Here is a 15,016-nt window from a genome sequence, read left to right as displayed (position 1 = left end):
TGGGCTTTTGGTTGAAATCCACGCCTAATTTTACTCAAAATTAAGAATGGCTAATTTATTGTTGGTTTGATTCCCAGATCTGGATCGGCAAGTTAATATGAGCCGTCCGATTGAATGGGAAAACAACAATTGATCGGTCTTAATGTTTGCAGTAGTTGGAAATTTCACAAGTTTCTGGAAAGCGTCTATTCGGCGACAACTACTCATTGTTGTTGTCCTGTCTCAAGCAACGCTTATCCTTGTTATTGCTGCGCAGTGGGAAGGTGTGCATGAGGACCAAAAAGCGCCGACTGATCCCATTGAACTTATCAGTATTGCATTGGATATTGGTGAGAAAAATCTCAGCGCTATTAAGCGTGGGCCCTCACCTGAGTTAGACCAATTGGTGGAGGGTACTGTCACTCGAAACCACTTCCTCTATATGTCCCTTTTGAGTGGGAGTGGCTTGGAAACGCTTTCTTCTAGCGGCGAATTAACTTTAGGGCAAAAGCAAAACGACGTTCGGAAAAGTGGCATTGATTTTAGTGAAGGTCAGTCTTTTAGCTTCACTGATAAGGAAACAACACTTGATGTGGTTGTTCCTGTTACTGAAAATGACAAGATTGTCGCCTGGATCCATATTCATGCGGATAAGTGGCGAGATACAGCTGATGGTCCGGACGGACACTTTAAGCTCGGGCTGCTTGTTAGCGTATTCGTCGTGGCGGGCATTGTTTCGACCTACCTCATCACAACGGGGATGAGCCGAAAATTACGGAAGCTTGTTCTTGGAGCCCAAGAATTTCGAGAAGGTAACTATGAACGTCCTCTCGATACGACAGGTGACGATGAATTTGCCAAGCTGGCGAACAGTTTCAATATCCTTGCGGAACAGTTCCATGCGCGTGAAAAAGAGCTGTTTGAGCAGCGTGAACTGCTTGAAGAAATCGTTCTGGAACGTACCCGCGATCTTGTCAAAGAGGTTAGGGAACGCCAAGTTGCTGAAGAACAGGTTTCGCTTATTCTGGAGAGTGCGGCGGAAGGAATTATTACGTCAGATTCTTCTGGTATCATCCAGTCATACAATCCGGGAGCAGAAGTTATCTTTGGTTATTCTGCGGAAGAAGTCATTGGCCAAAATCTCACAATTCTGATGCCTGTAGTGTATCACGCTCATCACGACAAACATATCCAAGCCTTTTTGCAGAAAGAGGACAAAAACAGTGATGAAAATCAAATCAGAGAAGTAAAGGGCCGTCGCAAAAATGGAGAGGAATTTGATCTGGAGCTTGCGATCAGCGAATACAAAGATCGAGACAAGCATTTCTTCACGGGTATTGTTCGAGATGTAACGGAGCGTAAAGAGGCGGATCGAAGACTTCGTGAAACGTTGGAGACGTTGCAAGCAACCCAAAATGAATTGGTGGAAGCTGAAAAAATGGCCTCTTTAGGCGGGCTCGTTGCTGGCGTGGCGCATGAGATCAATACGCCGATTGGTGTCGGAGTGACTGCGGTCAGCACTTTGGAAGACAGATATAAAAAATTCCAGAAGTTGGTTGACGAAGGCAAAGTCAAGAAAACGGACCTGACCAAATTCCTGGACACCGTTGGGCAAACAACTTCCATCATTTTAAGTAACCTGCATCTGGCTTCAGATCATATCCGAAGCTTTAAGAAAGTTGCTGTCGACAGATCAAGTGAAGAAGCACGGCAGTTCTCATTGGTGAGTTACATCAAAGAGGTTTTGTTCAGCCTGCGTCCTCAGCTGAAACGGACAAAAATAGACATCACCGTCGAAGGTGATGAAGATTTCGAGATATTCAGTTTTCCGGGCCCGGTTGCCCAGATCATTACAAATCTTGTGATGAACTCTCTCATTCATGCCTATGAAGAAGGTGGTGAGGGAAAAATCAATATTAGTGTCTTGGAAGATAAGGGAATAGTTACACTTATCTATCATGATGATGGCAAAGGAATGCCTGAAGACGTTGCCGCAAAGGTTTTTGAGCCTTTCTTCACCACGAAACGGGGATTTGGTGGGAGTGGGTTGGGAATGCACATCGTATTTAATCTGATAACCCAGTCTTTAGGCGGAACAGTGAAATGTACTAGCGCACTTGGGCAAGGAGCGACATTTGAATTCTCCTTCCCTGCAACGCGAGGAAATGAAGATGGTAAATAGTGACCTGCAAGCAAGTATCACCGATGAAGAAGAGTTTCTCTTTGCGGATGAAGAGACGCCGGTTAAGGTTGATGTCAGTGAACAGGATACATGGAAAATCCTCGTGGTTGATGATGAAGAAGCTGTCCATCAGGTAACCCGACTTGCGCTGGAGGATTTCGAGTTTGACGGACGCACACTGGAATTTATTGATGCCTATTCTGGTAGTGAGGCTGTAGAAGCTGTTCGTGAAAATCCTGAGATCGCTGTGATGCTATTGGATGTTGTGATGGAAAGTGATCACGCGGGCCTGGAGGTTGTTCAAGAAATCCGAGGTGAGCTAAAGAACCACAATGTGCGGATCATTCTACGTACTGGACAGCCTGGGCAAGCCCCAGAAGCGGAAGTTATTCAGAAATACGACATCAATGATTACAAAGAAAAGACGGAACTGACATCGCAGAAGTTTACAACCTTGATGTACGCATCCTTAAGATCCTACCGTGACATTATCGCGCTTGAGAAAAACAAACTGGGTCTTGAGCATATTATTGATAGCACAGCTGATATTTTTGGGCTGAGCAACATTGACCACTTTACAGAAGGTGTTTTGCAGCAGCTCACTTCTCTTATCCACATTGGAAGTAGTGCTGCTTACATGCAGACAAGTGGGCTTGCCGTGTGTCCAAGAGGAGAGGAAATGCCTGTCCTTGTAGGGGTCGGAGAATTCAAAGATCTGGAAGGCAAAGATGCAAAAACCTCTTTGCCTGAAAGCGCTATTCAAGACATCCAGCGCGCAATGGAAAGTAAATCCAACTTCTATGAAGGGGATCGATTTGCAGGGTATTTTTCTTCTTCCTATGGTCAGGACAATGTTCTGTATCTGACTGGCTTGAGGAATATGAGCGACCTTGATCGAAATTTGATCGAAGTGTTCGCCCGCAATATTGGGATTGCCTACGAGAATATAGCTCTTCACAAGGAAATAGAAGAGACGCAAAGAGAGATCGTATATATGTTGGGCGAGGCTGTGGAAACGCGCTCAAAAGAAACAGGGAACCATGTTAAACGGGTTGCCGAAATCAGCAAATATATCGCTTTGCAGTATGGGATGAGTGAAGAGGAAGCTGAAGTTCTACGCCTTGCTTCCCCACTTCATGATGTGGGGAAAATCGGTATTCCAGATGCCATTCTGAACAAGCCGGGCAAGCTGGATGCGGCGGAGTGGGAGATAATGAAAACCCACGCCATGCTGGGCAGCGAAATGCTGAAAAGTTCCAAAAAACGGATTTTGAAGGCAGGCGCTGTGATCGCAGCTGAGCATCATGAAAAATGGGATGGAAGCGGGTATCCGTTTAGCAAATCGGGTGAAGATATTCACATTTACGGGCGCATTACGGCGTTAGCAGATGTCTTTGATGCGCTGGGAAATGACCGTTGTTATAAAAAGGCCTGGCCTTTGGATAAAGTGGTCAACCTTATCAAAGAAGAACGCGGGCGTCATTTCGAGCCGCGTATCGTGGATATCCTTCTGGAAAATCTGGACGACATCGTTGATATTTGTGAAAAATATCAGGACGTTTAGAACATCAGATCAAAACGCTGTTCAACAACCTTCGTGCCCCATGTATTGCCTTCTGCTTCATGGGTCAGCGTATAGCCCGCATCCACATAGAGTTTGGTGGCCGCTTCAAGTCCCTTGAAAGTCGTCAGGTAAGAACCTTCATATCCTGACTGCCTTATGAAATTTATGGCGTTGGTAAAAAGCGGACGTCCAATTTTTCTGCCGCGGGCGTCATCTGACATAATGAACCAGCGAATATGACCAAGGGCCTGATCCGGATCTCCATCATTATCCACACTTACACTTCCAAGGAAGATGTCATTTTGCCAGGCTGAAAAGATCCGGCATTTTGGGGTATCCATTCTACTGGAAAATTCAGAAATGCCAGACGCGACGATGGCTTCGAATTCTGGCCCAAATCCCCAATGTTTCGAATAGTAACGGCCATGCCATGAGACAACCTCGCCCATCAGGCCCGGAACATACGTGTCTTTAAAATTGACGCCTTCAATCATTGTTTTTCTTTTTACAGCTTCATTTTGTTTAATTGACTTCAACATACTCCTAAATGAGCCATAAAAAAAGCCGCCGAGTGGCGGCTTTCTTTCTATCGTTCCCTGAAGGACTGGGAAAGGGTTGTGTGGATCGGTTTCAGTAGATAATCCATTAGCGTTTTCTGCCCCGAGTGAATATCAGCAAGCGCGGTCATGCCGGGCAGGATCATATTTTGCCCTGACACCTCCCCAACGAAGTTTTTGTCGAGAAGGATTTTCCCTTTGTAAAAACTCTCGCCCTGATCATCTTCAAACGTGGTCGCAGAAATATGGCTGAGCTTGCCCTCTACAGATCCATAACGCGCATAGTTGTAGGTGGTGAACTTAACAACGGCCTGTTGTCCGATTTCCATAAAGCCGATGTCTTCCGGGCGAATACGGGCTTCGACGATCAGTTCCTGCTTTACAGGAACAACTGAGAGAATTGGGTTGCCGGGTTTGACGACCGTACCAACAGAATTCACATCCAGACCCTGGACGATACCGTCAACGGGAGAACGCACTGTCAAGCGAAGCCTTGCAGCTTCAAGGCGGGAGAGTTCCTCTTCAAGTTTTAAAGCTTCTGCATTGGCGTTGGACATTTCAGCCAACGCTTCGCGCATAATGCGACTGTTTAATTCTTCCAGACGGCTTTTTGCTTCTATAATTGCCTGCTCGGTTGTGTTCTGTTTTGAGACGAGTTCCTCCAGCTGACCTTCTTCCTTTAACAGCTGGCGGCGGGATTCAAGAAAATCAAAGCGGCTGACCGTGTTGTTTTTAAGCAGACCTTCCCTGATTTCCATTTGTTCACGCAAAGGCGCCAACTGGTTTTCCAGGGTTCTGATCTGGTCCTGCAGGACGGTAAGTTCTGCTGTTCTTTGATCAATCTGTGATTTGATGACATTTTGCTGACTTTCCAGATCGAGGCGTTGGATGCGCAGCAGGTTTTGCTGTTCTTCCAAGAAACCAGCATATTTTTGAGAGGTGCTGGAAACCATTGTCTGTTGACCGGAAGTAAATGCCTTCAGCCGTGCCGCCGTGAGTTCCCAGATCAAATGCTGAGTTGTCAGCTTGTTAATGTCATCTTCAATATCTGTGGGATCCAGTGTCAGGAGAACCTGCCCCTGTTCGACAATGTCTCCTTCGCTGATGGAGATGCTGTTGATCGTGCCACCGTCAATATGTTGGATTGTCTGAACTGTTCCTGACGGGATGACTTCGCCGGAGGCAACTGCCACCTCGTCAATTTCAGTGATTTGCGCCCAAAGAATAAATCCCATCAGGGCGATAAAGCCAAACATCACAGAGATGCGCAAGAAGGAGCTAGGGCCGGATTCTTCCAGCATAATGGATTGTCCAAGACGCATGCTTTGCGGTTTGGATTTTTCAAGTGCCGGGGTTTCCGCAGCAACTTTTTCCTGATCTATGGCGATAAATTTTAATGAGTCAGCCATTACGCGCCCTCGAAAATCAGTGGAATAACTGTGGAAGCAGGTCCGATTGTCTGAACCATACCTCTGTTCATGAGTACAACTCTGTCCGCCACGCGCATGTGGCTTGGACGATGAGTGATGATAATGATGGTGGCCTTGCCGCGCATTTTCTCTACGGCATCGAGGAAAGCACGATCCCCTTCTTCGTCCAGCATATTTCCGGGTTCATCGAAGATCATGATCTTGGAATCCGTCAGAATTGCACGTGCCAGGCTCAAGCGTTGCAAAAAACCTGCGGGCAGTTGATGCAAGGTCTGGTCGCCGATACGTGTGTCCAGCTGTTCTGGAAGTTTTGCGACATCCTCGGTCAGGTTCGCCATTTCAAGGGCTTCATGAATTTGCGCTTCACTGGCGTTGCTTTGAGCCAGAAGCAGGTTTTGGCGGACGGTACCGTGGAAAAATTCCGCATACTGAGGCATGTAGCCAATGGATTTACGAAGCTCAATCGGATCGATTTGCCGAATATCAATGCCGTCGATTGCAATGCGGCCGACTTGGGGTTGATACAATCCTGCCAGCAGTTTGATCACCGTTGATTTGCCGGAACTGTTTGAACCTGCAAAGGCAACCACCTCGCCGGGGGCAATCTGAAGGTCCAGCCCCATAACTGCGGGGTCCTGTTCGGCCGTATAACGGAAGCTGACGCGGGAGAATGTAATCAGGCCTTTGAACTTTTTCAGGCGAGAGGCCGCATAGGGGTTGCTTTCACTTTTCAGCGTAAACAACTGGTTCAGCCTAGTGATGCTGATCCCGATCTGGTTCAACCTTGTCATAGCCAGAAAGACAGTTTGGGCCGGGGCCATCATTCGCCAAACGAGGGCCATTGTCGCAACAAGTGCGCCCACAGACATGTCCTGATTGAACACACGGTCAATCCCAAAGGTAAGGGTCAGGACACCAGACATGATCATAACCACATGGGCAAAAGTCTGGGTCGTTGCACCAATCATGTTATTGCGAATACCGGAGATTGCATTGCCCGCTGAGATGTCTCTGTATCGCTCTAGCCAGATCTCTTCCGCGCCCAGCTGTTTGATGGATCGCATGTTATTAAAGCACTCAACGACAAACGCTCCTTTTGAGGCTGTGTAGCCAAGATCTTCGGTTGTCCGTTTTTGTATGATAGGCAGGACAATCAAGGCGGTCAGGAAATAGATTACCAGCATCAAAATCGGAATAATGACAAGCGGTCCGCCGATGAACCCAACGGCAATGAGGAAAACGAAAACAAAGGGCAGTTCCAGCAATGCCATGGACATGGGGCCAATAAAGAATTCCCGGATCATGTCAAATTCGCGGAACCGCGCCAGTTTGGATCCCAGTGAGCTGCGTTCTGTTTGGGAGATGGGCAGTGACAAGATCTTTTGAAGAACCGTGCTGCCAACAATATAGTCCAGTCGCGCCCCAATATGGGCCAACATCCTTCCGCGTGTCGTTCGCAAAAACATATCGCAAAGCAAGGCGATGCCAATACCGATAAGAAGAAATTTGAGGGTATCAACGGACTGCGAGCCAATAACCATGTCATAGACCGCCATTACAAAAAGAGGCGTTGCCAGGGCGAGAACGTTTAACAGGAAAGTCATCACCAAGATTTGTTTGATCAGGGGTTTGAACCTGCTCATGATCGCGCGGAACCAGTTCTTGCTCGAATTCCACTGACCGATTGTTTCCTTGGGGATGGGCCTGAAGAAATATGCGTTTCCTTGAGACCAGATCTCCAGGCGTTTGGTAATTCTTACGTAATCCTGTAGCGCAGCGTCATAAGCCAGAATGCCGTTTTCATCTTCAGAGATTAACAGCTTCACCGATCCTTTTTTCGGATCAAAAAGACACGGGAACAGGCGGCTGTCAATTTTACCCAGTGACGTTTTTTCCTGATGGCTTTCATAGTGCAGGTTCGCCATGATGCTGCGAAAATCAAGCAGGTCCATGGTGTTCTTGAAGTGAGGCATGGCTTCAATCACCTGCTCATCTTCCCCGCGCCACCCCAATGCCTCCAGCAGCGGGGAGAGGCATGCGGCATATTGGCTGTTTACACCCCAGTTATTTGCGCTGGGCGATCCTTTATGTGCTTCAAGATACGCCATTGCTTAAACAACCTTTATGTTTGGGGTTTGTTTCTTTTGAGGAGTGCCAAAGCTGGTCAAATCCTCAACAGAAGCCGGAGTTAATTGGCTGTTTTCAATTCGGAAACCCTGATTGGAAATTTTCAGCAGTGATGGGCGGTGACTTACAAGAAGAATGGTTGCTTTGCCCTGTTGGTTTTGCATCGCCTTTTTCAGGATTTCGTCACCATGGGCATCCAAGGAGGTGTTGGCCTCATCAAACAGAATGAGTTTTGGCTTGCTGACAAGCGCGCGTGCAATGGAAATACGCTGGCGAATGCCACCTGGAAGCCCGTCCGCGGCACCGTCACCAACAACCGTGTCATATCCGAAGGGAAGGCGTTTGATAACCTCATCAAGACCCAACTCCTCTGACAGAGCCATCGCTTCATCGATGTAACGCCCTTTGCGGAAGGTGGTCAGGTTCTCAAGAATGGTGCCATGAAAAATGTTTCCATTTGTCGGCAAGTAGGCGACCAGTTCATGAACTACTGCACGCGGAATTTCTGAGAGATCTTTACCGCCCAACAGGATGCGGCCGCTTGTTGGGCGATGCATTCCCAGTGCTAACCACAATAGAGTTGTTTTACCTGTACTATTGGCGCCAACCAGTGCACTTGTGGTGCCGGCAGGGAAATGAGCATTTACGTGTTCAAAAATCGGTGGGCCATCTTCTGACAGCTTAAAATTCACATCCTCGAATGTGAGGTCAATGCCGTTGGGGTTGCCCAATCCAAGGGCTGTTGCTGTCAGCTCATCATCTTCAGCCGGATTAGGGCTTTGAGGAAGATTTAGAAGCGTTGTCACCCGATCCCGGGCAATTTTGATATTTTGATAATGGGTCCATACCCCCATCGCGCGCATCAGTGGCTGGAGCGCGCGCCCAGACAGCAGAGTGCAAGCTGCCAGCCCACCAATGGAAAGTTGACCGTCAATTACGAGGACCGATCCAATGGCAGCAACAGAAAGCAGGGTGACCTGAGAGAATATGGCCCCCAGATTTTGCGCGACGCTATTTTTGAAGGCAACGTCCCTCATGGTTCCTGCGGTGGTTTCCTGAAGGCGCTCATACCGCCGGATCATTTGTGCCTCAAGCGACAGACCCTTGACCGTGTGAATGCCTGTCAGAACTTCGATAAGGAAGTTGTAGCGTCGGTCTTCCCAAACAGATTTATCGGTCAAGGCTTTGCGTAAGCCGCTACCGACTAGAAAGGTAACGAGACCAAAGAAGGCGAGCAGAATAATGGGTGCCCAAACAAGAGAGCCGCCAATATAGCCGACCATTGCAATAAAAATGACAGCGAAGGGAAGATCTATGAAGACGAGGATGTTACTACCGGACATAAATTCGCGGAGACTGTCGATGGCATTAAAACGGTGAAGATGGACACCGGTTGCTTCCTCTTCATAGCGGGAAATCTTCGCCCCCAATGTTCGGTACATCGCGCGGCATCCAGCGATATGTTCAAACTTGGCACCATTGAAGGCGGTGATGTAGGAACGTGCTAATCTGAAGAAAGCTTCAAACAACAAGGCGATCCCGACACCGGTTACGAGAAGCGTTAAAGTGTCTGTTGCGTTGTTGGGGATGATTCGATCATATACCTGAAGAATCATCACTGGGAGTGCCAGAGCGAGTAAATTGAGCGCCGATGAAGACAGGATGATATCCAGGCGACTGCGGGAAATGTCGGGCAATTCCGCCTGCCGCAGCATCGGTTTGTCATCTTTCAGTTGATATTTTGCCAAGTTACACCCGTCCGCAACTAATCTGTTAACCATTTAGGTTGCTATAAAATCAACAGACCCCTTCTGTTTGTTAACCATAGTCCGTCGCAAAGATTTAATTTTGGTAAAAATTTACGTAATTTTTCCACTAAATTTCACCGAATTATATGTGCTAACCTTTTGTTAATATTTAAAAAATTCTGCTTTATTTTCCCGGTTTTTTAGGCAAATTTAAGAAATGCTTAAATAAATAAGCCGTAAAAAGTACGCGTAGAGTTTTGCCTCAAGTTTGAGGGCTGGAGACCCCAGCGAAAGGATTAGGTCATGAGTGATCGTAAAGATGATGCAACTGATAAAGTAGATCAGGATTTACAGAATCTGGCATATGGTCGAGCACAATCAGAGACAGCTCCCTTCTCGGAAGGTGGGGCAACTTCTGGCGAATTGAGCCCAGATCAGGCGGATCGCTCATTGGCGAATATCCACACCGGTGACAAAGACCTGCATGATGAGAGTTATACCGGCCGGGATGATGGTGCCGGTACCCGTGCGGATCTGGATTTTCAGACCAATCCACAAACAGACTCAACCGTTGAAACACCCCTTAGCACGGCAGAGGAAAACGCAAGTATTGCAGACGCAGCGATTGAGGGTGAACCTGTCTCATTCCAGACAAGCGATCTTCGTGACGATAATGCTTCGTCAAATACTGGTGCCTCTTTCGGTGAGAGAGATAGCGTTCTTCCTGAGCAGAATTATGAGACGGCACCAGGACTTCAATCACAGAGTAATACAGAACTGAACACATCCGTTGTTGCTGAAGGTGACGATGACAATATTGTGGACCAAGTTCCCGATCCAATGGAGATGGATGGCGGCAGCATCATGGAGAATGCTGCGATAGGTGAACTTGTCGGCACGGTCTCCACTTTTGATGCAGAGGGTGGACCGCTCACCTATTCTCTCGTCAATGATGCGGGTGGTCGGTTTTCGATTGATCCTGAAACAGGTGAAATCCGTGTGGCCGGAGATCTTGATTATGAAACGGCATCCAGTCACGAGCTGATCGTTGAGGTGACTGATGGGACGAATGTTGTTACCCAGCCGTTTGTTATCAATGTAGGTGATGAAAACGAAGCACCTGAGGCCCTTGCGCTGGATGATAATAATATTATCGAAAATGCGGCTGTTGGGGAGGTGGTTGGAACTGTAACGGCTACGGATCCGGAAAATGACAGTCTGACATACGCATTGTCAGATGATGCGGGTGGCCGCTTTACGATCGATGCCAATACAGGCGAGATCATAGTCGCTGGCGGTTTGGATTACGAAACCGCAACAAGTCATGAGATAACAGTTGAGGTCTCAGACGGGGAGCACACGACGACCCAGACCTTCACCATCAATGTGGGTGATGAGAACGAAGCGCCAGAGAACTTAAGTCTGGATAATGCTTCCATCGATGAGCATTCGGACATTGGAGCGGTCGTCGGTCAAGTCACTGCGACAGATGTTGATGGAGACAATCTTACTTACAGCTTAAGTGATGATGCAGATGGCTTGTTTGCTATTGACCCGGTAACTGGTGAAATTTCTGTTGCCGGTGATATCGATTATGAAACTGCAACGAGCCATGATCTGGTGGTTGATGTCTTTGACGGCGTAAATACGGTTAGTCAAACCTTCACCATTGACGTGGGCGATGTTGCGCCACCTGAAATGGAGGGTCGCGGTAATACTGTTGATTACCAGAATGTCGGCGAAGCGGTTGATCTGGACCATATGGATGTCTTCCCGGATTTGCATTCGCCCGGTGATTTGGAAGCCCGAATTGGGACAGAGACATTTAAAGAACTAGTTGCTGATGCAAACGATGTCTTCATCAATTATCAATCTGACGCGACCATTACATTCCATGGTGAGTATGCAGGGTATAGAAACTCAATTGGTGGGTATCAGATTGATTCCGAAGGTAATATTACGGGTGTTCAGTTGCTTTGGGGGGACGCTTCAAATGATAAACTGACACCAGATCAATCAACAGCCACCTATACTGATATCGATCAGGGGAACCAACTTGGTTTCTTTGTTGTGCCGAATGGTTACAGCAAGATCCCGGATTGTTCGTTTGAAGGCGATGGTAATATTATGGCCGAAGGTGGCACCTGGATGTTCGTCTCCAGCGATTTTAATGCCGCAACCGATAACCCTGCTGATCATGTCTACAACATCAACGAAGATAGTGGCTCTCCGCGTCTGATCTATGTTGATGAAAATGGTGACGTTCACGGATTGGAAAACAGTGAGCGTGTTTATCACTCCACTCATCAGGAGCAACTCAACCCGGAAACAAATGTCGAGGATCGGGATCATTTCGTTGCGGGCGTTGATGCTGAGAACGGCCTTCTGCATATGGGATTTGAAGATCTCTATGCCGGTGGTGACCATGACTTCAACGATGGTATGTTCAGTGTTGAAATCGATGTGCGAGATCTTGTTCAGGTGCCAAATTCACTCTTCGCAGAAGACAGCGAAGGACAGTCCACTTTCCAGATTTCTGGTGACGGTGATATGTCCGAGGTTGTCGTCACGCTGACCAATTGTCTGGATGGTGATCAGATTAACTTCAGTGGTGGTTATGAAATTGTGAACGGCAACCTTCAGCTTGTTGATGGTACGGCGCTTGGCCTTGAAGCCAGCATCGTAGATGAAGGTGGGACCATTACAGTTACCATCACAGGTGAGGGAACAGCAGATTTATATGAGTCTGTTGTTCAAAGTTTAAACTTCTACAACCCCGACCAGGGTGTCGATATTTCAGGTGTTCGTGATGTAACAGTCACGGGTGTGGATGGTAACGGCGAGGAAACAAATCTTGTTTCAACGACGATTACAGTTGGCGAAGATCAGGCTATTACTGGTACTGACGCCAATGATACACTGACAGGTGCCTACGGTGACGACACCCTGAACGGCGGGGCCGGTGCTGATGAAATCTCGGCTGGTGCAGGCAATGATAGCATTGAAGGTGGCAGCGGAGCTGACGAAATTCACGCCGATGGTGGTCATGACAGCGTTGACGGCGGCGAAGGAGACGATACCATTTACGGCGGTGCGGGAGACGATAGTCTTTCCGGTGGTGCGGGGGCCGATGTTGTTTATGGTGATGCTGGATCCGATATGTTCCACTTTGGAGCCGGAGACGGAATGGATACTTTCCATGGCGGTGACGGCGGCGGTTGGTCAGACACAATTGTTCTATCGGATGGCTTACCGGCGGGTGAAGTCGGAGACTGGTTGTCACTTACCAGCGGCCATGTTGAAAGCGTTCAGGACGGCGAAATATTCCTCTCAGAAGATGCTGCGGGTGTCATTGATTTGGGCGGAGATGCTGTGCTCACCTTTGACGGGGTAGAAAAAATCGAAATCTGATATCTAAACGGGGCCGCAATTTTGTTTTTGCGGCCTTATTCTTTTGCCGGTGTGGGTTGTGAAGGCAATCTTAATAGGTTAGATAATAATATATAAATGAAATGCCGAATGCCTCTAGTAATGTGACGTAATCCCGTGAATAAAAACCTTTCCACCGAATTAGAGCATCAACTTTCTGATGCTTTAGAGAGTTTGTCGGAAGCCTTTGTGCTTTACGATGTGGATGGGAGATTGGTGGTGTGCAATTCGCAGTTCAGGGATCTGTACGGGTATACAGAAGAAGAAGCAGCCCCCGGCGTGTTGATGCGCGAATTGATCCAGATTGATATTGATAAGCGCGTTTTGCCGGTAAATGCTGATTATCAGGATCTCGATAAATATATCCAGAACCGCTTTGAATATATGAAGGGCAAAGAAGGTCATTTCGACGCCGAATTGGAAGATGGCAGAATAGTCCGCATCCATGATCGCCGCACATCAACAGGCGGGATTGTCAGCGTCCAAAGAGACGTAACAGAGCGTATCCGCCTCGAAAAAGAAAATCTTAGGAGTAAAGAGCTTTTTGAAGCCGGCTTCAATGCAAATGGAAGTTTCTGCTCTATCACTGTATTGGATAGTGGTAAGTTTCTGGACGTAAATGACTCCTGGTGTGAGATTTCGGGCTATTCCAGAGAAGATGCGATTGGAAACACTGCCAATGACCTGAATATTTGGGGTAACGAGTATAACCGCGAAAAGCTGGTCAAAGAATTTAAAGAACGGAAAAAACTGGTCGGCTTTAAAACACAGATCAAAAGAAAAGATGGCACTATTTGCTCTATCATTCTCAATAGTAAAGTGATGGAAGTAGACGGTCAGATGTGCTTGTTCTTGTCCGGGCAAGACACTACCGAAATCCGGGAAGCGGAAATTGCGCTTAGTGAAAGTAATGAACGATTGGCCGGATTTACGGGTGCGAGTACAGATTGGTATTGGGAGCAGGACGAAAATCGCAGATTTACCTATCTTTCAAGTAAGGTAACCAGTTCCCTTGGGTTGACCAGTAGTGAATATATTGGCCACACAATGGAAGAGATCTACAACGATAGTAGCGACCCGGGTGCCCAAGAAGTGAACCGGAAATTCACCGCTCGAGAGAGTTTCCGAGACATTATCATGAAACGGGTTCATCCATTGACGGGCGAATCCGTTTGGCTTCAGGTCAGTGGGCAGCCTTTTTATGATAAAGACGGTGAATACCGGGGGTATCGCGGGGCCACAACCGACATCACGGAAAAAGTCTCTCTGGAGGAACATCTCCAACAATCTCAAAAAATGGAAGCGATCGGGCAGCTGACCGGCGGAGTGGCCCATGATTTTAATAATCTACTTGCGGTTATTCAAGGAAACAGCGAGTTTCTGGAAGATGTGATCGTCGAGGAGAAGCCAGAGCTCGCCAAACATATACATGCCATCTTGAGAGCGGCGGATCGCGGTGCTGAACTGACGCAAAGTATGTTGGCTTTTTCCAGAAAGCAGGACCTTCGTCCCACTTCATTCATGTTAGATGAGCGCATCAATTCCATGCTCGGTATTGTCGGGCGGACACTCGGCGAGAATATTGAGATCGATACTCAGTTTGAAGCCGGTTTGTGGCCCTGTATTGCGGATGCCGGCAAACTTGAGAACGCGTTTCTAAATATGTGCATCAATTCGCGTGATGCCATGGTGAAGGGCGGCAAGCTGACCATCAAGCTTGAGAATACAACTCTGGATAACGATAGTTTCGACGGAAATTATGAGCCGGGCGATTATGTAAAAATGTCCATTGAGGATACCGGCACAGGTATCAAGGAAGAGGATATCCCTCATATTACTGAGCCTTTTTTCACAACGAAAGAAGTTGGAAAAGGAACCGGCCTTGGGCTCAGCATGGTGTACGGCTTTGCGATGCAGTCAAAGGGGTATTTCGACATCAAATCGGAAGTTGATGTTGGAACAGAAGTAAGCCTGTACTTACCACGCGCGTGAGCGCTGCA

General features: G+C 47.6%; 8 protein-coding genes. 4 read left to right on the top strand and 4 right to left on the bottom strand.

Features of this window, described 5'->3' with window-relative positions:
- Positions 1-142 precede the first annotated feature (142 nt).
- The gene (locus GUA87_RS15220) at positions 143-2,161 is read left to right on the top strand and encodes a HAMP domain-containing sensor histidine kinase (protein WP_193717449.1); all 2,019 of its coding nucleotides are present in this window, start codon (positions 143-145) and stop codon (positions 2,159-2,161) included.
- Complete coding sequence (locus GUA87_RS15215) at positions 2,151-3,725, top strand: DUF3369 domain-containing protein (protein ID WP_193717448.1); 1,575 nt, start codon at positions 2,151-2,153, stop codon at positions 3,723-3,725. The genes GUA87_RS15220 and GUA87_RS15215 overlap by 11 nt, the downstream gene beginning before the upstream one ends.
- Here the strand turns inward: GUA87_RS15215 and GUA87_RS15210 are convergent.
- The 4 genes from GUA87_RS15210 to GUA87_RS15195 are packed head-to-tail and all read right to left on the bottom strand — an operon-like array spanning position 3,722 to position 9,620.
- Positions 3,722-4,264: a GNAT family N-acetyltransferase gene (locus tag GUA87_RS15210; RefSeq protein WP_193717447.1), complete on the bottom strand. Its 543-nt coding sequence runs from the start codon at positions 4,262-4,264 to the stop codon at positions 3,722-3,724. The two genes, GUA87_RS15215 and GUA87_RS15210, sit on opposite strands and share 4 nt — an antisense overlap.
- A 47-nt stretch (positions 4,265-4,311) precedes the next feature.
- The gene (locus GUA87_RS15205) at positions 4,312-5,691 is read right to left on the bottom strand and encodes an HlyD family type I secretion periplasmic adaptor subunit (RefSeq protein WP_193717446.1); all 1,380 of its coding nucleotides are present in this window, start codon (positions 5,689-5,691) and stop codon (positions 4,312-4,314) included.
- The gene (locus GUA87_RS15200; RefSeq protein ID WP_193717445.1) at positions 5,691-7,820 is read right to left on the bottom strand and encodes a peptidase domain-containing ABC transporter; all 2,130 of its coding nucleotides are present in this window, start codon (positions 7,818-7,820) and stop codon (positions 5,691-5,693) included. Before GUA87_RS15200 ends, GUA87_RS15205 begins: the two co-directional genes overlap by 1 nt.
- A 3-nt stretch (positions 7,821-7,823) precedes the next feature.
- The gene (locus tag GUA87_RS15195; protein ID WP_193717444.1) at positions 7,824-9,620 is read right to left on the bottom strand and encodes a peptidase domain-containing ABC transporter; all 1,797 of its coding nucleotides are present in this window, start codon (positions 9,618-9,620) and stop codon (positions 7,824-7,826) included.
- 270 nt (positions 9,621-9,890) lie between these two features.
- Between GUA87_RS15195 and GUA87_RS15190 the strand changes: the two genes are divergently transcribed.
- Positions 9,891-12,998 (top strand): cadherin domain-containing protein, encoded by a 3,108-nt coding sequence (locus GUA87_RS15190; RefSeq protein ID WP_193717443.1) that lies wholly within the window; start codon positions 9,891-9,893, stop codon positions 12,996-12,998.
- 135 nt (positions 12,999-13,133) lie between these two features.
- Positions 13,134-15,008 carry a PAS domain S-box protein gene (locus GUA87_RS18250; RefSeq protein WP_193717442.1) on the top strand — a complete coding sequence of 625 codons (1,875 nt, stop codon included), beginning with the start codon at positions 13,134-13,136 and terminating at the stop codon, positions 15,006-15,008.
- Positions 15,009-15,016 lie beyond the last annotated feature (8 nt).

This window comes from Sneathiella sp. P13V-1, from assembly GCF_015143595.1.
Lineage (GTDB): Bacteria > Pseudomonadota > Alphaproteobacteria > Sneathiellales > Sneathiellaceae > Sneathiella.
The sequence above is the reverse complement of the archived record's forward strand: the minus strand, read 5'-3'. Positions and strand labels throughout refer to the sequence as shown.